We start from the raw sequence: 20,215 nt of genomic DNA, 5'->3' as shown, positions 1-20,215 counted from the left end.
CATTCAACTGCCCCAACGCAAAGGAGCGGTTATCCTTGTCCACCCTGGTACGGCTATTCTTTTTCCAGTGGGGTCGGGAACTTGTCGGGTTCCGTTACTTACTCATGCTAGAGCCCGGCGTTTTTGATCGACCGGTCACTGCGAATTCAACTGTTGAGAACCCCCCATTATGTCCGCTGAAACATCCATCATCCTGGTCGTTGAAGACGACGACATTGTGCGCATGCTGATCGTCGATGTGCTGGAAGAGCTGGAATTCAAGGTACTGGAAGCGAACGGATGCGAGCAGGCGCTGGAATTTCTCAATGACGAAGATCAATACATCGATCTGATGATGACTGACGTCGGTTTGCCGGTCATGGATGGCCGCGAACTGGCCACGCAGGCGCGCATGGTTCGCCCTGAACTGCCCGTCCTGTTTGCCAGCGGCTACGCCGAAAGTATTGAGGCGCCCGCCGGAATGCATGTGATCGGCAAACCGTTTTCCATTGATCAATTGCGCGACAAGGTCAAAGGCATTCTCGGTAATGCCTAGCCGTCGTTGAGCGGGCTGAGGAATCGTCCTCGGCTGTGGTTTAATTGCGCCCCGCTTTTACTCCCCTGCCCGCTTCAAGGAATCTCCCTGCATGAGTCAGCCCCGCGCCACCAAAGTCCTGGTCATCGGTTACGTCTGGCCCGAGCCTCGGTCTTCAGCGGCCGGTGGGTATGTGATGCAACTGCTCGGGACGTTTCTGCAACAAGGCTGGGACGTGACCTTCAGCAGCCCGGCCGGCGCTGGCGAACATCAGGAAGACCTGACGGCGCTGGGCATTCGTGAAGTGCCGATCGAACTGAACAACAGCAGTTTCGATGTGTTTGTCCGCGAACTGGCGCCGGACATCGTGCTGTTCGAGCAATTCATGATGGAAGAACAGTTCGGCTGGCGTGTCGAGAAGCACTGCCCCGATGCCTTGCGCGTGCTCGGAACGCAGGATTTGCAAAGCCTGCGCCATGCCCGGCATCAACGGCTCAAGGACCGGTTGAAGGCCAGTGACGACGACAACGACTTCAGCGGGCTGTTCGCTCCGGCCTTGCGTGAAGAATTCGAACTGATGGCCGACACCGACCTGGCGAAACGGGAAATCGCCGCGTTGTATCGCTGCGACTTGAACCTGATGATTTCCGAAACGGAAATCGAGTTGCTGGTCGAGCAGTTCAAAGTGCCACGCAACCTCCTGCACTGGTGCCCGTTGATGGTCGATCCACCGAGCGCGCCGCCGGCGGGTTTTGAGGCGCGCGCGGACTTCCTCAGTATTGGCAACTTCCGTCACGCGCCCAACTGGGATGCGGTGCTCTGGATGAAAACCACCATTTGGCCACTGATTCGCGAGCAATTGCCCACCGCTCGTTTGCTCATCTACGGGGCCTACACGCCACCCAAGGCGACCGCGCTGCACAATGCGGCGCAAGGTTTCCACGTGATGAACTGGGCAGAAGATGCGTTGCAAGTGATGTCGGCCGCTCGCGTGTGCCTGGCGCCGTTGCGTTTCGGTGCGGGCATCAAGGGCAAAATCGTCGATGCGATGATTTGCGGTACACCGAATGTCACCACGCCGATCGGTGCCGAAGCGATGTATGGCCAAAGCCCGTGGCCGGGCGCCATAACCCGCACCGCGCGCGAGTTTGCCGATTGCGCGGTGCAACTTTATAAAGACCAGGCGCAATGGTCGAACGCCCAGGCTGCTGGTCTGGAACTGCTGGCCGAACGTTACCAGCTGCAGACTCACGGCCCGGCATTGATTGCAAAACTCGAATATTGCCAACAGCACTTGTCGACACTAAGACGGGACAACTTTACCGGCAGCATGTTGCGCCACCACCAACATAAAAGTACTCAATACATGGCGCAATGGATTGAAGCGAAAAACCGAACTAAAGATGACACTTGATCGTTAGAATCGTCTCATCCGACGATTAACCTACTGTGCAAGGACGCACAATGAATAACGATCTAACAGCAACTAAGCTTAATCTCCTCTACAACAACCAATCCTTTACAACCAATAGTTGGATGACCCAACTTCCGGTCATTGATTCACTCTCGCTTGCGGAACTGGTTTTACCTGGCGCGCATAATGCCGGCGTGGACAAAAAGGCCTCGTATGCGGCGCCAGGCATCAGTCACTGGGCCGCTTGCCAGACCCATACGTTCTACTATCAATTGACCCAAGGCGCCCGCGCGCTCGATGTCAGGCTGGAGTATGCAATCGGCAGCAATGGCGTGGGAACATTCTGGTGCCAGCACAACGGTTTTCGCTCCTCCCGCTCCCTGGAAGACCTGATCACGAGCGTGATCCGGTTTCTGCAGGAAAACCCCGATGAGTTCATCGTGCTGGATTTTCATCAGTTGAATGCGGGTGACCAGGCCTTTGACTATCGGGAGTTCAACCGCCTGCTGATGACTCATTTGGGTGACCGGATAATTCCTTACAGGAACGCGGGCCTGACGCTCGGTCAATTGAAACGGGCCAGTCATGCCCGGCGTGTACTGGTTGCCGCCGAATATCACCCGAGCTTCGATGCAACCTTGTTTTGTCGCTCCATCCCGCACGAATGGAGCGGAATCGGGACGACCAGCATTAGTGAGCTGAACGCGCATATCACGCAGGTCATGCGATACCCGCCAACCAGTGACATGCCATGGTCGCTCTCCGCCACCAGCTACCACGCCGTGGGCGGTCCGGTGAACATCGGCGAGCAGCTTGATCAATGGTTTGACCCGGCCGTCAGCGAGTGGATTCTGAAGTGCAGCATTATCAATGCGGACTTTTTTGAAACGTCGAATCTGGTCAGCCATTGCCGGATGGCCAATCTGATCAAAGCCAACGCCTGACACTATTAATTTGTGCAGATGTTTCCGTCACTGGCAATGTCGGAGCGCACCTCTATGCTTGAAATTACATATATCCACTTCATCCCACGGACGGGCTGAAGCCACTATCAGGAATGACAATGACCCAATCTTTACAAGGTACATTCGACAAAAATAAATGGATGAGTAATGTGCTCGACATCGATCGCCTGAAGTTGACCGACTTGATCTGGCCAGGCACTCACAACAGCGGCATGGACAAAAAAGCCCCCAACTATGATGTCGTGATTGGTAACTGGACCACGTGTCAGAACGATTCATTTGCGTGGCAACTGGCCAATGGTGCACGGGCATTTGATATCCGTCTTGGTTACACCGAGGGACGCGATCAATCGATCTTCTACTTTCATCACAATGGCTTTCAGTCTCATCGTGTCCTTGATGAGCTGATCGACGCGACAACAGCGTTTCTTGATCAAAACCCGGACGAGTTCATCGTCTTCGACTTCCACCAAATGGGCGACGGTGCCAAGCGTTTTGACCACAAGAAACTCAATGACCTGCTGGTGAGTCGACTCGGGCACCGAGTCATACCGCCCTACGACGCGTCGAAAACGGTGGGTCAACTCAAACGCATGAGCACCCGCCGCAGACTGGTGCTGGCAGCGCACGTTGTGGCGGGGCTGGACGATGATTATTTCTGGCCGCGCATCCCGCACAAATGGAGCGGCGAAACCTTCACCGACACAGCCGAACTGGAACGCCACATTGCCAATGAGCTGCAAGACGCACCGTTCGAGACCTTTCTCTGGTCGTTGTCGGCCACCAGCTACGGCTTTCTGGGCGGGCCTCAGGACATCAAGAACCAGATCAACGCCTGGTTCAACCCGACCCGGGACTGGGTGACACGATGCAGCATTGTCAGCACCGACTTTTTCGATGAGTCAGACATCGTGCGTTACTGCTGGAGCGCGTCGAGCATGAAGGCGGTTTATGGCAGCGCCCTGCATCCGTAAGCGGGCGCATGACGTCGGTCGACATGCCCCAGGCTGGCAATGTCGGCCGGTAAAGAGGCATGATCAGGGCGCAATAACAATAAAAGCGCCCTGATATGACCCGGACTGCCAGAGTCACCGATCCTTCCTACGAACTGATGGACGACCATAACGGGTTGTCGATCATCTATCGCCAGCACGGTTTTCCCTGCCCCTTGGTGCGCTGGCATTTTCACAAGGAATACGAACTGCACCTGATCGTCGCCAGCTCCGGCAAGGTGTTCATTGGCGACTACATCGGTAACTTCTATCCGGAAACGCTTTTCCTCACCGGCCCCAACCTGCCCCACAACTGGATCAGCCAGGTCGCCGAGGATGAAGTGGTGCCCAAGCGGGACATGCTGGTCAACTTCACCGATGAGTTGTTCGAAACCGGCCACCAGGTGTTTGCCGAACTCAAGACACTGGCGCCCTTGCTTGAGCGCGCGCAGTACGGCATCGAATTTCGCTGCAAACACACCATCCGCCAGGCGATGACCTTGATGCAGCGGATCGCCGACACCAAAGGCATGACCCGCCTCGGGCACTTTTTCATTTTGCTGGAGTTGCTCGCAGCCACCGACGACTACCAACTGCTGTCCGGTGCCACAACGCCGCAACTGGCGGATGAACACAATATCGATCGCACCAACCGCGCGGTGGATTACATCTTTGCCCACTACGCCCGTGAACTGCCGCTGGAGGAAGTCGCCGAGCACCTGGGCATGAAGCCGACCTATTTCAGTCGCGTGTTCAAGCAAGCCACCGGGCGCTGCTTCATCGAGTTCGTCAACCGGCTGCGCATCAGCAAATCCTGTGAACTGCTGGCCGACGGCGACAAACCGGTGACCGATGTGTGCTTCGAGTCGGGCTTCAACAATATCTCCAATTTCAATCGGCGTTTTCAGCAGTTGAAAGGCATGACGCCATCGCACTATCGGCGGTTGGCGGTGCAGCGGTTGACTGAGCAGAATCTGGGTTGAAGTCGCGGTAATGTGTTGATTTCCAGATCGCCTTCGCGGGCAAGCCTCGCTCCTACAGGAATTGCGCAACCCCTGTAGGAGCGAGGCTTGCCCGCGAATGGGCCCTCAAAACCTATACAAATCCTATCCCCGCACACCGCTGCGACGCCTGTCCCTGCATCCCCCACCCCTGACAGCAGTGCAAAATAGTATCGATTCAAGTGCGATGGATGATTTGTCTCATCCTCAATTGAAGGCTGTAATCAGTGCACATTCTTCCTGCCCCGGAAGACACAAAAACAATAACTGTCCTTCTGTCCCCACCGGGTGCAGAAAAGGAGTGCACGATGCAATCTTCTGTAAAAGCTCTGCTAGCCCTCACCTGCATGACCCTCAGCAGCGTCAGCCTCGGCGCTCAGACCCTGACCATCGCCACCGTCAACAACAGCGACATGATCCGCATGCAAAAGCTCTCGAAAACCTTCGAAGCCGAGCACCCGGACATCAAGCTCAATTGGGTGGTGCTCGAAGAAAACGTCCTGCGTCAGCGCCTGACCACCGACATCGCCACCCAGGGCGGGCAGTTCGACGTGCTGACCATCGGCATGTACGAAGCTGCACTCTGGGGCGCCAAGGGCTGGCTAGAACCGATGAAGGATTTGCCGGCCACTTATGACCTCGACGACGTGTTCCCCTCGGTGCGTGAAGGCCTGTCAGTCAAGGGTTCGCTGTATGCCTTGCCGTTCTACGCCGAAAGCTCCATCACTTATTACCGCACCGACCTGTTCAAGGACGCCGGGCTGACCATGCCGGAACATCCGACCTGGGAACAGATCGGCGAATTCGCCAGCAAACTCACCAACAAGGATAAAGAGCAGTACGGCATCTGCCTGCGCGGCAAGGCCGGCTGGGGCGAGAACATGGCGCTGATCACCACCGTCGCCAATGCTTATGGCGCGCGCTGGTTCGATGAGAAGTGGCAACCGGAATTCACCGGCCCCGAGTGGAAAAACGCCCTGAATTTCTACGTCGACACCATGAAGAAGTCAGGCCCGCCGGGCGCGTCGAGCAACGGTTTCAACGAAAACCTGGCGCTGTTCAACAGCGGCAAATGCGCGATCTGGGTGGATGCCAGCGTCGCCGGCTCGTTCGTCACCGACAAAACCCAGAGCAAGGTCAGCGAGCACGTGGGCTTCACCTACGCACCGCACCAGGCCACCGACAAAGGCTCGGCCTGGCTCTATTCCTGGGCACTGGCGATTCCGACCAGCTCCAAAGCCAAGGACGCGGCGAAGACTTTCAGTGCCTGGGCAACCTCCAAGGAATACGGCGCACTGGTCGCGGAAAAGGACGGCATTGCCAACGTACCGCCAGGCACTCGGGCCTCGACTTACAGCGAGGCGTACATGAGCGCCGCGCCATTTGCCAAGGTCACGCTTGAGTCGCTGAAAACGGCGGACCCAAGCAAGCCGACGCTCAAGCCTGTGCCTTACATCGGCATTCAACTGGTGACCATCCCCGAGTTCCAGGGCATTGGCACTCAGGTAGGCAAGTCGTTCTCGGCGGCGCTGATCGGTCAGACCACGGTCGACCAGGCCCTGACCGCCGCCCAGCAAACCACAGAGCGTGAGATGAAGCGCGCGGGTTATCCCAAGTAACCCCTGCCTCCCCGCTCTCGCCTTATGTGGGAGCGGGCTTGCTCGCGAAGGGGCCGGCAGCCTCAACATCAACGTTGACTGACACACCGCTTTCGCGAGCAAGCCCGCTCCCACATGGGATCTTCTCAGGTCTGTACGACTCGGTTTTAACGCCATGAATATTTCAACTGCCAAAGCTCACATGGACATTCCCCAGCCGGTGCGTAAAAGCCGGTTGGCCAACCCTGGCTGGTTTCTGGTCAGCCCCTCGGTGGCCTTGCTGCTGCTGTGGATGATCGTGCCGCTGGGCATGACTGTTTACTTCTCGATGATCCGCTACAACCTGCTCAACCCGGGTGAAAACGAGTTCGTGGGGCTTGAGAACTTCACCTACTTCCTGACCGACTCCGGGTTCATGCCCGGCGCCACCAACACCTTGTTGCTGGTGGGCAGCGTATTGCTGATCAGCGTGGTGCTCGGGGTGTTGATCAGTGCGTTGCTGGAGGCCAGTGATTTTCTCGGTCGCGGCGTCGTGCGGGTGATGCTGATCTCGCCGTTCTTCATCATGCCCACCGTCGGTGCGCTGATCTGGAAGAACCTGATTTTCCATCCGGTGTCGGGGATTCTCGCCTACGTCTGGAAACTGTTCGGCGCGCAACCGGTGGACTGGTTGGCGCACTACCCGCTGCTGTCGATCATCATCATTGTGTCCTGGCAATGGCTGCCCTTCGCGATCCTGATCCTGATGACCGCCATGCAGTCCCTCGACCAGGAACAGAAAGAAGCCGCGCGCCTCGACGGTGCCGGGCCGATTGCGATCTTCTGGCACCTGACCCTGCCGCACTTGGCACGGCCGATTGCCGTCGTGGTGATGATCGAAACCATCTTCCTGCTCTCGGTGTTCGCCGAAATCTTCACCACCACCAACGGCGGCCCCGGCTACGCCTCGACCAACCTCGCCTACCTGATCTACAACCAGGCGCTGGTGCAGTTCGACGTCGGCATGGCGTCCGCCGGCGGTTTGATTGCGGTGGTGATCGCCAACATCGCGGCCATCGTGCTGGTGCGCATGATCGGCAAAAACCTGACAGACAAAGCCTGAGGCCTGCGCCATGACCCTTCAACAATCCCGTCGCCTGCAAAGCCTGCTACTCGGCACGCTGGCCTGGGCCATCGCGATCCTGATCTTCTTCCCGATCTTCTGGATGGTGCTGACCAGTTTCAAAACCGAAATCGACGCGTTCGCCACGCCGCCGCAATTCATCTTCACGCCGACGCTGGAAAACTACCTGCACATCAACGAGCGCAGCGACTACTTCAGCTTCGCCTGGAACTCGGTGGTGATTTCCTTTAGCGCCACGGCGTTGTGCCTGCTGATCGCGGTGCCGGCGGCCTACTCGATGGCGTTCTACGAAACCCAGCGCACCAAAGGCACGCTGCTGTGGATGCTCTCGACCAAGATGCTGCCGCCGGTGGGCGTACTGATGCCGATCTACCTGCTGGCCAAGAGCTTTGGCCTGCTCGATACACGCATCGCGCTGATCGTGATCTACACGCTGATCAACCTGCCGATCGTGGTCTGGATGATTTACACCTACTTCAAGGATATCCCCAAAGACATCCTCGAAGCCGCGCGTCTGGACGGCGCCACGCTGTGGCAGGAAATGGTCCGCGTGTTGTTGCCAATCGCCAAGGGCGGCCTGGCTTCCACGGTGTTGCTGTCGCTGATCCTGTGCTGGAACGAAGCCTTCTGGTCGCTGAACCTGACCTCGTCGAAAGCAGCGCCACTGACCGCATTGATCGCTTCGTACTCAAGCCCCGAAGGGTTGTTCTGGGCCAAGTTGTCGGCGGTATCGACCCTGGCCTGCGCGCCGATCCTGATCTTCGGCTGGATCAGCCAGAAACAACTGGTCCGCGGCCTGTCGTTTGGCGCCGTGAAATAATCCGGTAACCGATCCCTGTAGGAGCACGGCTTGCCGGCGAATGCGTCCCTGAGATCGCTTTCGCCGGCAAGCCTGGCTCCTACAAAAAAAGCCCGATCTCGGTTCAACTGAATAAAAACAAGCGGAGGCCCATCACCATGGCCAACCTGAAAATCAAGAATCTGCAAAAAGGCTTCGAAGGCTTCTCCATCATCAAAGGCATCGACCTGGAAGTGAACGACAAGGAATTCGTGGTCTTCGTCGGCCCGTCCGGCTGCGGCAAGTCCACCCTGCTGCGCCTGATCGCCGGCCTCGAAGAAGTCAGCGGCGGCACCATCGAACTCGACGGCCGCGACATCACCGAAGTCAGCCCGGCCAAGCGTGACCTGGCCATGGTGTTCCAGACCTACGCCCTGTACCCGCACATGAGCGTGCGCAAAAACATGTCGTTCGCCCTCGATCTGGCCGGCGTACCAAAAGCCGAAGTCGAGAAGAAAGTCGGCGAGGCGGCGCGCATCCTTGAGCTCGGGCCGATGCTGGAGCGCAAACCGAAGCAGCTGTCAGGCGGCCAGCGTCAACGCGTGGCCATCGGTCGCGCCATCGTGCGCAATCCGAAAATCTTCCTGTTCGACGAACCACTGTCGAACCTCGACGCGGCGCTGCGCGTACAGATGCGTCTGGAACTGTTGCGCCTGCACAAAGAACTGCAAGCCACGATGATCTACGTGACCCACGACCAGGTGGAAGCCATGACCATGGCCGACAAAGTGGTGGTGTTGAACGGCGGCAAGATCGAGCAGGTCGGCTCACCGCTGGACCTGTATCACCAGCCGGCCAACCTGTTTGTCGCAGGCTTTCTCGGCACGCCGAAGATGGGCTTCCTGAAGGGCAAAGTCACCCGTGTCGACAGCCAAAGCTGCGAAGTATCGCTCGATGCCGGCACCCGCATCACGTTGCCGCTGACCGGAGCCAACCTGAGCGTCGGCGGCGCGGTGACGCTGGGCATTCGCCCGGAACATCTGGAGCTGGCACAAACCGGCGACTGCACCTTGCAGGTCACCGCCGACGTCAGCGAACGCCTGGGCAGCGACACCTTCTGCCATGTCCGGACCTCGTCGGGTGAAGCGCTGACCATGCGGGTTCGCGGCGATCTGGCCAGCCGTTATGGCGAGGCGCTGAGCCTGCACCTGGACGCCGGACACTGCCACTTATTCGATGCCGACGGCGTGGCGCTGACCCGCCCGTTGCGCGCAGCGGCCTGATTTCAGAGAGCCTGTGATGAAACTGAATAAACAGAACCTGCACCACCTCGCACCCGAAGTGGTCCTGCCCGCCTACGCCCTGAGCGACACTCGCCAAGGCATCGCGCACATTGGCGTCGGCGGCTTCCACCGCGCCCATCAGGCGTATTACACGGACGCCTTGATGAACACTGGCGAAGGCCTGGACTGGGCGATTTGCGGCATCGGCCTGCGCGCCGAAGACCGCCGCGCCCGGGACGACCTGAAGGAGCAGGATTACCTGTTCACCCTGTTTGAACTCGGCGACACCGACGACACCGAAGTCCGGGTCATCGGCGCGATCCGCGACATGCTGCTGGCCGAGGACGGCGCGCAAGCGTTGATCGACAAGCTCGCCAGCCCCGAAATCCGCATCGTCTCGTTGACCATCACCGAGGGCGGTTACTGCATCGACGACAGCAACGGCGAATTCATGGCCCACCTGCCGCAGATCCAGCACGACCTCGCGCACCCGGATTCGCCGAAAACCGTGTTCGGTTTTCTCTGCGCCGCGTTGGCCAAACGTCGCGCTGCGGGTACGCCGGCGTTCACCTTGATGTCCTGCGATAACCTGCCGCACAACGGCGCGGTCACCCGCAAAGCGTTGCTGGCCTTCGCCGCGTTGCGCGATGCAGACCTGCACGACTGGATCGCCGAAAACGTCAGTTTTCCGAATGCGATGGTCGACCGCATCACGCCAATGACCAGCACCGAACATCGCCTGCAACTGGCCGACAAACACGCCGTCGACGACGCCTGGCCGGTGGTCTGCGAACCGTTTGTGCAGTGGGTACTGGAGGACAAGTTCGTCAACGGTCGCCCGGCCTGGGAAAAGGTCGGCGTGCAATTCACCGACGACGTCACACCGTACGAAGAGATGAAAATCAAACTGCTCAACGGCAGTCACCTCGCGTTGACGTACCTGGGTTTTTTGAAGGGTTACCGCTTCGTTCACGAGACCATGAACGACCCGCTGTTTGTGCGGTACATGCGCGCGTACATGGACCTGGACGTGACGCCGCAACTGTCGTCCGTGCCGGGGATCGACCTGACTGATTACAAGAACACCCTGGTGGAGCGCTTTTCCAATCAGGCGATTGCCGATCAGCTGGAGCGTGTGTGCTCGGACGGTTCGTCGAAGTTTCCCAAGTTCACCATTCCGACCATCAACCGCTTGATTGCCGATGGCCGGGAGACCAAGCGTGCGGCGCTGGTGGTGGCGGCTTGGGCGTTGTATTTGAAGGGTGTGGATGAGAATGGTGATACCTACGCCATTCCCGATCCGCGGGCGGCGCTTTGTCAGGCGCTGGTGACTGATGATGCGTTGATCACCCAGCGGCTGCTGGCGGTGGAGGAGATTTTTGGTACGGCGATTGCGCATTCGCCGGAGTTTGTCGCGGCGTTTGAGTGGTGCTGCAACAGTTTGCGCGAGGTGGGTGTGACGCGGACGTTGGAGCGGGTGTTGGCATAAGTTTGTAGTGGATTTGAGGCCGCCTTCGCGGGCAAGCCTCGCTCCTACAGGATCAGCGTGATGCCACAATTAAATGAACGACATCAAACCTGTAGGAGCGAGGCTTGCCCGCGAATGGCTTCACCCAGATCGACCTGACACACCAAGGACCTCCCATGGCAAACCAACAACTATTCCTCGGCATCGACTGCGGCACCCAAGGCACCAAAGCCATCATCCTCGATGCCTACAGCGGTCAGGTCCTCGGCCAAGGCGCCGCCGCGCACACGTTGATCAGCGGCGCCAATGGCCGTCGCGAGCAGGACACCTCGCAATGGCTGGAAGCGTTCACTTCAGCCACGCGTCGTGCACTGATCGCGGCAAACGTCGACGGCCAGGACATCCTCGGCATCGGCGTTTCCGGTCAGCAACACGGCTTGGTCCTGCTCGACGACCAAGGCCAGGTACTGCGCCCCGCCAAGCTGTGGTGCGACACCGAATCCACACCGGAGAACGACCGCCTACTGGCTCACATTGGCGGTGAAAAAGGCTCGCTCGAACGGCTCGGCGTGGTCATCGCACCGGGCTACACCGTGTCAAAACTGCTCTGGACCAAAGAACAACACCCGGAGGTTTTTTCCCGAATCGCACGCATCCTGCTCCCCCACGACTACCTCAACTACTGGCTGACCGGCCGCAGTTGCAGCGAATACGGCGACGCCTCGGGCACCGGTTATTTCAACGTGCGCACCCGCCAGTGGGACTTGCAGCTGCTGCGCGACATCGATCCCACTGGCCGTTTGCAAGCGGCGCTGCCGGAGCTGATCGACGCCCATCAAGCGGTCGGCACGATCCTGCCGGGCATCGCCGAGCACCTGGGCATCAACCCCAAGGCGCTGGTGTCCAGCGGCGGTGGCGACAACATGATGGGCGCTATCGGCACCGGCAACATCCGGCCCGGCGCGATCACCATGAGCCTCGGTTCCTCGGGCACGGTGTACGCCTATGCCGATCAACCGACCGTCAGCGCTGACGCGTCGGTCGCGACGTTCTGTTCCTCCAGCGGTGGCTGGTTGCCGCTGATCTGTACCATGAACCTGACCAACGCCACCGGAGTGATTCGCGATCTGTTCGAGCTGGATATCGAGCAGTTCAACGCCCTCGTCGCGCAAGCACCGATCGGCGCCGAAGGTGTGAGCATGCTGCCGTTTCTCAACGGCGAGCGCGTCCCCGCCCTGCCCCACGCCACCGGCAGCCTGCTCGGCTTGACCATGACCAATCTGACGCAAGCCAATTTGTGCCGCGCCGTGGTCGAAGGCACGACCTTCGGTTTGCGTTATGGGCTGGACCTGCTGCGCCAGAATGGCTTACAAAGCCGCACCATCTGCCTGATCGGCGGCGGCTCGAAAAGCCCGGTGTGGCGCCAGATCGTCGCCGACATCATGAACACCAAGGTGATCTGCACCGAACAAAGCGAAGCCGCCGCCCTCGGCGCGGCGATTCAGGCGGCGTGGTGCAAATCCTGGGCAAACGGCCACGAAGACAGCCTCGCGGACTTGTGCGAGCGCTGCGTGAAGTTCGATCCGGCCAGCGAAACCCTGCCGATTGCAGAGAATGTAACGGCCTGTCAGCAGGCCTATGAACGCTATCAACAGCATGTCGCAACCCTTTAAAGAGTGAACAACTATGTATCTGGTGTGTGGCGAAGCGCTGTTCGATTTCTTCAGTGAAGACGACGCCAGCGGCCTGGCTTCAAAAGTGAATTTCAAGGCGATTGCCGGCGGCTCGCCCTTCAACGTGGCGGTCGGTTTGCGCCGCTTGGGCGTGGACGCGGCGCTGTTTGCCGGGTTGTCGACTGACTATCTGGGCCGGCGTTTGCGCCAAGTGCTGCAGGATGAAGGCGTACGCCTGGATTACCTGGTGGACTTCGCCGCACCGACCACCCTGGCGATGGTCGCGGTTGGCGCCAACGGTTCACCGCAATACAGCTTCCGTGGCGAAGGTTGCGCAGATCGGCAGTTGAAACCGGAGCATTTGCCGGAACTGGGGCCAGAGGTGCGCGGCTTGCACATTGGCTCGTTCTCGCTGGTGGTGCAGCCGATTGCCGACACGCTGCTGGCCCTGGTGCAGCGGGAAAGTGGCAAGCGTCTGATCAGCCTTGATCCGAATGTGCGGCTCAATCCTGAACCGAACATCGAGCTATGGCGTTCGCGGGTTGCGATGCTGGTTGAGCTGGCCGACCTGATCAAAGTCAGCGATGAGGACCTGAGCCTGTTGTATCCCGGGCAGGATCCGCAACAGGTGATTGAAGGCTGGTTGCAGCATCGCTGTCAGGTGGTGTTCCTGACCCGTGGCGGCGAAGGGGCGACGGTGTTTAGCCGCAATCACGGTTCGTGGTCGGTGCCGGCCTGTAAGGTGAAAATTGCCGACACCGTGGGCGCTGGCGATACGTTCCAGGCGGCGTTGATTACCTGGCTGACCGAGCAGCAGCTGGATTCGGTCGAGGGCGTGCAATCGCTGGCGCGCGAGCAGATCGACGGGATGTTGAAGTTTGCGGTGCAAGCGGCGGCGCTGACGTGCAGCAAGACCGGGCCGGATTTGCCGTATCGGCAGCAGTTAAACTTTCGCTGAAGCTGATGGCCTCTTCGCGGGCAAGTCGGGTCGCCGCATCGCTCGCTCCTACAGGGTTAGCGTCGTAGCGTGATTCAACGAACGACATAAAACCTGTAGGAGCGAGGCTTGCCCGCGAAGGCGGCCTCCCTGTCACAACACCGAAAAGCTGTAACTCACAATCAACCGCGTCTCATCCACATCCCGCGCAAACTTCTCGTAGTTGGTCCGGTATGTCGCGTTACGCAGCCGCAGGCTGACATCCTTGAACGTCCCGCTTTGCACCACGTACTTGAGCTCGCTGTCGCGCTCCCATTCCTTGCCTTCCTGATCGCTGCCCAGCACTTTGATGTGGTCACCGTTCACGTAACGGGTCAGGAAACTCAGGCCGTTGATGCCGATCGACTTGAAGTCATAGTCATAACGCAGTTGCCACGAACGCTCCTGCGCGGCGGCGAAGTCATTGACCTGCACGTAGTTCACCAGGTACGGATTGGTGCCATCCAGGTAAGGCATCGAATTGTCGCCGTTCATGCGCTGCCAACCGGCGCTGAAGGTGTGGCCGCTGATGGCGTACGCGAGCATGCCGCTCAGTGCGCGGTTGTCGATGGAACCGGCACGCTCGGCGCCGCTGTCGGCACTCTTGAGCACGCGCAGATCCGCCTTGAGCACGCCCTCACCCAGCGGCTGACTGGCCAGCAAACCCACGAAGTGCTGGCGATAGATGTCTTCCAGCTCGGCGTAGTGATACTGCGCGGTCAGGCGCTCATTGATCTTGTAGTCGAAGCCGTACATGTCGAAGTGATCGGCCGTGACGTTGCAGGCGTAGCGCTTGTTCTTGCAGTGCACGCGGATGTCCTGGGCATCGGTGGAATCCCGGGCGGTGTACTGGTCAAGGCGCGCGGCCATGAACGTCAGGTCCTTGATCTCTTTAGAAGTGAGCTGCGCGCCGTTGAACATGGTCGGCAGCAAACGCCCGTCGTTATACTTGAGCAGCGGCACGTCCGGCAGCAGCGCGCCGTACTTCAATACGCTGTCGGACACGCGCACTTTGGCGGTCAGGCCAAGTTTGGCGTACTGGTCTTTCGAGCCACGCGGGTTTTCACCCGACGATGGCAGCAAGCCGCTGTTACTGCTGTCGGCGCTGGAATCAAGCTTGAACCCGAGCATGCCCAGCGCATCGATACCGAAGCCGACGGTGCCTTCGGTGTAACCCGATTGCAGATTGAGAATGAAGCCCTGCGCCGACTCTTCGCGCTTGGACGCGCCCTGCTCGGTGGACGTATGACCATCACGAAAGTCACGGTTGAAATACACCGTGCGCGATTCGATCTTCGCCGTGGTGTCATCGAGAAAACCGCTCGCCTGGGCCTGGATGGTAAAACCGGCGCACAGGACTAAAGCGCCGAAGCCGAGTGACTGGCGCGCGGAGATGAGTTGAAAAGGGGGACGCATGAAAAAGCTCCAACAGTGCAGCGTTTGCGCAAGGCGCAATAAGCCAGAAAATAGCTTCGCCCCGGACCAGGAACTGGCCAGGATGAAGGCGACACACGGGGGTGAGCGGCAATGATGGCAGAAGGCTTTTATCGGCTACAGACGACTTTAGTCGGAAAATGACTCCCTGTTCTGGCACGGCGCTGACCAGCGGGGGGGCAATTGCTCGATAAGCCCGCAGGCAAAGAGCCCCCGTGTTTATTGGTCGAAACCGTGCCATTAGGGGTTTTCCCGATGCCGGGGCACGCCCTCATCTACGGCATTTGCGCCTTGAACGAGGCGGTTTAATCCTGCACCATCCGCTCCTGCTTATCCAAAGGACGGAATTCAAGGCATGCTGGACGCAAACGCAATCCATATTTCCCTCACGCTGGAAGGCGTTTCCGCTGACCTTCAGGTACTCAGTTTCGTCGGTCGCGAAGCCCTCAATCAGCCCTTCTGCTTTAACATCGAACTGGTCAGCGCGCGCCCCGACCTGAAACTCGAAGAGTTACTGCACAAGCCCGGTTGCCTGACCTTCGGCGCCACCGGCGAAGGCATGATTCACGGCCTGGTCTATCGCATCGAGCAAGGCGACTCCGGCAAAAGCCTGACCCGCTACAGCATCAGCCTGGTGCCGCAACTGGCCTACCTGCGCCACAACCATGACCAGCAGATTTTCCAGCATTTGACGGTGCCGAAGATCATCGCCCAGGTCCTTGAGGCCCGCGGCATTCTGGCCGACGCCTATGACTTCCAACTCGGTGCGATCTACCCCGAGCGTGTCTACTGCGTGCAGTACGATGAATCCGACCTGCATTTCATTCAGCGTCTGTGCGAAGAAGAAGGCATTCACTTCCACTTCCAGCACAGCAGCAGCGGCCACAAACTGGTGTTCGGCGATGACCAGACGGTGTTCCGCAAACTGGCGCCCGTGGCCTACCAGCAAGACTCGGGCATGGCCGCCGAAAAACCGGTGATCAAGCGCTTCAACCTGCGCCTGGAAACCCGCACCAGCCGCGTCAGCCGTCGCGATTACGACTTCGAAAAACCGCGCATCCTTCCCGAAGGCGCCGCTTCCAGTGCGTTCGCTCCGGACCTGGAAGACTACGACTACCCCGGCCGTTTCACCGACCGTGCCCGAGGCAAGCAACTGGCAACCCGCGCCCTCGAACGCCACCGCTGCGACTACAAACTCGCGGAAGGCAAAGGCGATCAACCGACACTGGTCAGCGGTCACTTCATGGCCCTGAGCGAACACCCGCGCGCCGAATGGAACGACCTCTGGCTGCTGCTGGAAGTGGTCCACGAAGGCAAGCAACCGCAAGTGCTCGGCGCCAACGTCACCAGCGACGTCACCCACAACAAAGACGATTTCCACCAGGGCTACCGCAACCGCTTCCTCGCCACGCCGTGGGACGCGCACTACCGCCCTGCCCTCGAACACCCGAAACCGCAAGTCCTCGGCAGCCAGACCGCCATCGTCACCGGCCCGCCCGGCTCGGAAATCCACTGCGACGAGTACGGCCGCGTCAAAGTGCAATTCCACTGGGACCGCGACGGCCAGGCCAACGACAACACCAGTTGCTGGCTGCGCGTCGCCACCGGCTGGGCCGGCAGCGCCTACGGCGGCATCGCCATCCCGCGTGTCGGCATGGAAGTGCTCGTCACCTTCCTCGAAGGCGACCCCGACCAACCGCTGGTCACCGGCTGCCTGTACCACAAGGAAAACGTCGTCCCCTACGACCTGCCGGCCAACAAAACCCGCAGCACCTTCAAGACCCTCAGCTCACCGGGCGGCAAGGGCTACAACGAATTTCGCATCGAAGACAAAAAAGGCGCGGAACAGATCTACCTGCATGCCCAGCGCGACTGGGACGAAAACATCGAACACGACCAGAAAATCCGCATCGGCAATGAGCGGCACGACACGGTTGAGGCGAAGGTGTTCAGCGAGTTCAAGGTTGAAGAGCATCGGATCACGCATCTGGATCGCAAGACCGAAGCGCGGGCGGATGATCACTTTACGGTTGGTGTAACCCAGCATGTGAAGGTCGGGACGGCGCAGTTTGTTGAGGCTGGTGAAGAGATTCACTACCACGCGGGCAATAAAGTGGTGGTTGAAGGCGGGATGGAACTGACGGCGAAGGCTGGCGGGAGTTTCGTCAAGGTCGATGCGGGGGGTGTGACGATTAGTGGTGCTGAGGTGAAGGCCAACTCGGGTGGTGCGCCGGGTTCGGGCACGGGGATTGCTCAGTTGCCGCCGGTGGTGCCGACACCTGCCGATCAGGATCGTGCGGGGAATGTGGTGCAGGCGAAGACGGTTCACTGACAACTTGAAAGCCGCAACAAGCCATTCAAGTTGCGTCGCCCCCATAAAAAATCCAGCGCCTATGGGCGCTGGATTTGTTAGTAAAGATTAAACGTCAGGCAGGCGCCTTCCAACCCAGCATCCGTTGCTGCGCAACCTTGAGCAAATCGCAACCGTCCTGCGTCAATAGGTAAAGGGCATGCGTGATGTGCGGAATGTCCTGCACGTCGCCGTCTTTGAAACATTGGAGGTGGAGTGTTTCAAGTAGCTCGCTGGAAGCGCGGATGCGCTGGAGGGCGGCTTCGAGGATGTCTTGGGGGTTGGCTTCTGTGTCGATGACCAGAGGAGAGGTTTCGGTGACGCTGCTTTTGATTGAACGGTGACGTTCGGGGAACGGATTAATCGTTGTCATAGTTAGTTACTCGCCTGTTTTGAAGTAACCGCCAGCACCGTGACCAAACGATGGGAGGCGGACCGTGTACAGGTTTGGTCAACTGAGAACAGTAACTCAGCTCGCCCGAAGGCGTCCTGCACACAGCCGCCACAGCATTGCGCCATGCGAACAGAGATGTCCGCAAAGCGAATGATGTCACACTTGTATGCACTGTTTAATTATTCAGGTGACCAAACCTGTTCGCTGATTTTGCAGCGAGCCCAAACAGTAATCGCTATGCACCATCAGCCGAAAGTCGACAAAGCATCCATCCTTGTAGGACGAAGCCGAAGCTACCGAAGATTCTTGCCCCAACGAAACGCCTTACAGAATCGCCCCTCACGACAGGCGGCGTTCAGCCGGGAAATCGATGCCCGACCGGGCGATGGCGGGAAAGAGATCAGCCTTCTGAAAGTAGAAGATTGGGCAGTTCTGTGGAGCAAAAAAACACCGACCTAGGCCGGTGTATTCGCGCCTATACATCTATGGAACGGTAGACTCCAGATCAAATTTGACGATATTGAGTTCGCCATCGACCTTAAAATACGCAGTGTTGTGGAAATCGTATATGGTTTCTTCGCACTTTAGTTTAACCCTATCGCCTGAAACCCCACGAACAGCCTCAGTACCTTTTGTGACAAGAAATGGTGTTGTTTTCTTGGACTTTTCAAGAGCGTCCTCGTCAGTACGCTGAAGATCCATGAGGAAATACCGATAAATATACGGCACAGTAGCGCCCCCTGAATCATAAGAGATTTCATATATAGCCCCACCTTCACCGACTTTCGTGACTGAGACAACACTGGCAGGTTCCGGCCTGCTTGGAGCAGATACATATATATATAGCGCCTGACCAAGACATATAACCAGAAGCCCCCAAATACGCCATTTAGTACCCTTTCGACTTTGCATACTCTATGCCTGCCTTAATCCATACTTGATCAACAGGATCATCGCCAAAAGGCGATTCCGACCACCATTTATCAAATGCTGCCTCCGAGGTTCCTGCTACGGACTGTGCTGCCCCAGCAGCCCTCAAAAGTATCCCCTCTGAAATGCCTGCCGCTGTACCAACAGCACCATAGTTAAAGTTACCAAAACTTTCATACTGACGACCATGTTGTTTGTAGTCCCAATCACCTCCATTTCGGACTTTTTTATAAAACCAGCTAAACAGAAACGCAGAACCGCCGGTGCTAAAATACTCGTTCTGCTCCTTGGATTCCTGCAGGTTTTGGTCTATAGAAACCTCCGGTGGGGCAACAGGATACTGCTTGAGGTTAACCAGTTCTTTTGCAGTCATTAGCTGATGTTCCGCCTGAGCTATTTGCGCGGCTTGAGCTTCTTCAATGCTTGCCAAAAACTGCGCTTTTGCTTTCAAGCGACGAGCTATTTCCGAGTACACCTGAGCCAGTCTCGCAGCTTCATAGCTGTTGGCCCAGTCAACGAGCCGGTCTTTTTTGACATAGACTCTCGCTAAGCTGCTTTGTATAAAGCTCCCGGCAATTTTACTGTCGGAAGCGAGAACATCATAACCTCCAAATAAGGATTTCGAGCGTTTTGATTTATCATCGGCTTCCGATTGTTTCGCAAGATAAAGTTTTACAACAATATTTTTCTCTTTAATTATCGTTTGATTCGGGGTGCTTGAATCCATTTGCACATTCAATCCACCTTCCGCCTTGATTTCCAAATCTATATCCGAGTCAATGGCGGCAATATTCTTTTCGTGCTGCTGATCTAGCCTGGCCTTATTATCCGTAATCCATTGCCCTACATTGTCTCGGACGACGATAAGACGACTAAGTATGTCTTCATGCATTAGAGGGCCACCGCGTATTGCAGTGTTGCGGGTCGTTAGCAGAGAGAAGTCATCTCGCCTTCCTACTATATCTGTTGTTCCGAGCTCTACGGTCATGCTTCAAACTCCTTTTGAACTGAATGAACGTATATAAAGCAGAGCCCCGTATCGGGATCTCCCAGACTTACGGGGCATCTCGTTTTTTTTAACATTAACCGAGCGAATAATGGCGCATATGTATGTGGTGGCATCAGCTAGCCAACCCCGTTCGCTGATTTGCAGCGAGCCCAAACGGTAATCGCTACGCCCCATCAGCCGAAAGTCGACAAAGCATCCATCCTTGTAGGACTAAGCCGAAGCTACCGAAGATTTTCACCCCAACGAAACGACTGACAGAATCGTCCCTTACGACAGGCGGCATTCAGCCGGGTTAACCATTGCTTAACCCTGC

The 20,215-nt window shown here is 58.0% G+C and carries 17 protein-coding genes; 13 read left to right on the top strand and 4 right to left on the bottom strand.

Annotation, left to right across the window (positions count from 1 at the left end):
- Positions 1–169 precede the first annotated feature (169 nt).
- The 12 genes from ACYZUC_RS04740 to ACYZUC_RS04685 all read left to right on the top strand — a co-directional run bounded on the left by ACYZUC_RS04740 (position 170) and on the right by ACYZUC_RS04685 (position 13,767).
- Positions 170–535 carry a response regulator gene (locus ACYZUC_RS04740; protein ID WP_461993942.1) on the top strand — a complete coding sequence of 122 codons (366 nt, stop codon included), beginning with the start codon at positions 170–172 and terminating at the stop codon, positions 533–535.
- 91 nt (positions 536–626) lie between these two features.
- Complete coding sequence (locus ACYZUC_RS04735; RefSeq protein WP_461993941.1) at positions 627–1,928, top strand: glycosyltransferase; 1,302 nt, start codon at positions 627–629, stop codon at positions 1,926–1,928.
- Positions 1,929–1,978: 50 nt separating this feature from the next.
- Positions 1,979–2,872 carry a PI-PLC domain-containing protein gene (locus ACYZUC_RS04730; RefSeq protein ID WP_461993940.1) on the top strand — a complete coding sequence of 298 codons (894 nt, stop codon included), beginning with the start codon at positions 1,979–1,981 and terminating at the stop codon, positions 2,870–2,872.
- A 119-nt stretch (positions 2,873–2,991) separates the two neighbouring features.
- Complete coding sequence (locus tag ACYZUC_RS04725) at positions 2,992–3,867, top strand: phospholipase (RefSeq protein WP_461993939.1); 876 nt, start codon at positions 2,992–2,994, stop codon at positions 3,865–3,867.
- Positions 3,868–3,962: 95 nt separating this feature from the next.
- Positions 3,963–4,868 carry a helix-turn-helix domain-containing protein gene (locus tag ACYZUC_RS04720; protein WP_461993937.1) on the top strand — a complete coding sequence of 302 codons (906 nt, stop codon included), beginning with the start codon at positions 3,963–3,965 and terminating at the stop codon, positions 4,866–4,868.
- Positions 4,869–5,194: 326 nt separating this feature from the next.
- On the top strand, positions 5,195–6,505 hold the full coding sequence (locus ACYZUC_RS04715) for an ABC transporter substrate-binding protein (protein ID WP_461993935.1): 1,311 nt from the start codon (positions 5,195–5,197) through the stop codon (positions 6,503–6,505).
- 154 nt (positions 6,506–6,659) lie between these two features.
- Positions 6,660–7,586 (top strand): carbohydrate ABC transporter permease, encoded by a 927-nt coding sequence (locus tag ACYZUC_RS04710; RefSeq protein WP_032828623.1) that lies wholly within the window; start codon positions 6,660–6,662, stop codon positions 7,584–7,586.
- 10 nt (positions 7,587–7,596) lie between these two features.
- Complete coding sequence (locus ACYZUC_RS04705; protein WP_007936731.1) at positions 7,597–8,427, top strand: carbohydrate ABC transporter permease; 831 nt, start codon at positions 7,597–7,599, stop codon at positions 8,425–8,427.
- 137 nt (positions 8,428–8,564) lie between these two features.
- Entirely contained in the window at positions 8,565–9,668 is a 1,104-nt protein-coding gene (locus tag ACYZUC_RS04700) for an ABC transporter ATP-binding protein (protein WP_461993933.1), read from the top strand.
- Between the two features lie 16 nt (positions 9,669–9,684).
- The gene (locus tag ACYZUC_RS04695; protein ID WP_461993931.1) at positions 9,685–11,157 is read left to right on the top strand and encodes a mannitol dehydrogenase family protein; all 1,473 of its coding nucleotides are present in this window, start codon (positions 9,685–9,687) and stop codon (positions 11,155–11,157) included.
- A 155-nt stretch (positions 11,158–11,312) separates the two neighbouring features.
- The gene (gene xylB / locus ACYZUC_RS04690) at positions 11,313–12,809 is read left to right on the top strand and encodes a xylulokinase (RefSeq protein WP_461993929.1); all 1,497 of its coding nucleotides are present in this window, start codon (positions 11,313–11,315) and stop codon (positions 12,807–12,809) included.
- 13 nt (positions 12,810–12,822) lie between these two features.
- Positions 12,823–13,767 (top strand): carbohydrate kinase family protein, encoded by a 945-nt coding sequence (locus ACYZUC_RS04685; protein ID WP_461993928.1) that lies wholly within the window; start codon positions 12,823–12,825, stop codon positions 13,765–13,767.
- 132 nt (positions 13,768–13,899) lie between these two features.
- Here the strand turns inward: ACYZUC_RS04685 and ACYZUC_RS04680 are convergent, their stop codons facing one another.
- Positions 13,900–15,201, bottom strand: coding sequence for an OprD family porin (locus ACYZUC_RS04680; protein WP_461993926.1), 1,302 nt, complete (start codon positions 15,199–15,201; stop codon positions 13,900–13,902).
- Between the two features lie 373 nt (positions 15,202–15,574).
- On the opposite strand from ACYZUC_RS04680, the gene ACYZUC_RS04675 reads away from it, so the two are divergent.
- Positions 15,575–17,551, top strand: a complete 1,977-nt coding sequence (locus ACYZUC_RS04675; protein ID WP_461993924.1) for a type VI secretion system Vgr family protein — start codon at positions 15,575–15,577, stop codon at positions 17,549–17,551.
- 94 nt (positions 17,552–17,645) lie between these two features.
- On the opposite strand, the gene ACYZUC_RS04670 is transcribed toward ACYZUC_RS04675, so the two are convergent.
- The 3 genes from ACYZUC_RS04670 to ACYZUC_RS04660 all read right to left on the bottom strand — a co-directional run bounded on the left by ACYZUC_RS04670 (position 17,646) and on the right by ACYZUC_RS04660 (position 19,881).
- On the bottom strand, positions 17,646–17,942 hold the full coding sequence (locus ACYZUC_RS04670; RefSeq protein WP_008026572.1) for a hypothetical protein: 297 nt from the start codon (positions 17,940–17,942) through the stop codon (positions 17,646–17,648).
- A gap of 504 nt (positions 17,943–18,446) precedes the next feature.
- On the bottom strand, positions 18,447–18,665 hold the full coding sequence (locus ACYZUC_RS04665) for a hypothetical protein (protein ID WP_461993922.1): 219 nt from the start codon (positions 18,663–18,665) through the stop codon (positions 18,447–18,449).
- Positions 18,666–18,852: 187 nt separating this feature from the next.
- Complete coding sequence (locus tag ACYZUC_RS04660) at positions 18,853–19,881, bottom strand: polymorphic toxin type 44 domain-containing protein (protein WP_461993920.1); 1,029 nt, start codon at positions 19,879–19,881, stop codon at positions 18,853–18,855.
- Positions 19,882–20,215 lie beyond the last annotated feature (334 nt).

This window comes from Pseudomonas sp. GT1P32, from assembly GCF_054897805.1.
Note: the sequence above shows the minus strand (reverse complement) of the source record. Positions and strands in the feature narration are given on the sequence as shown.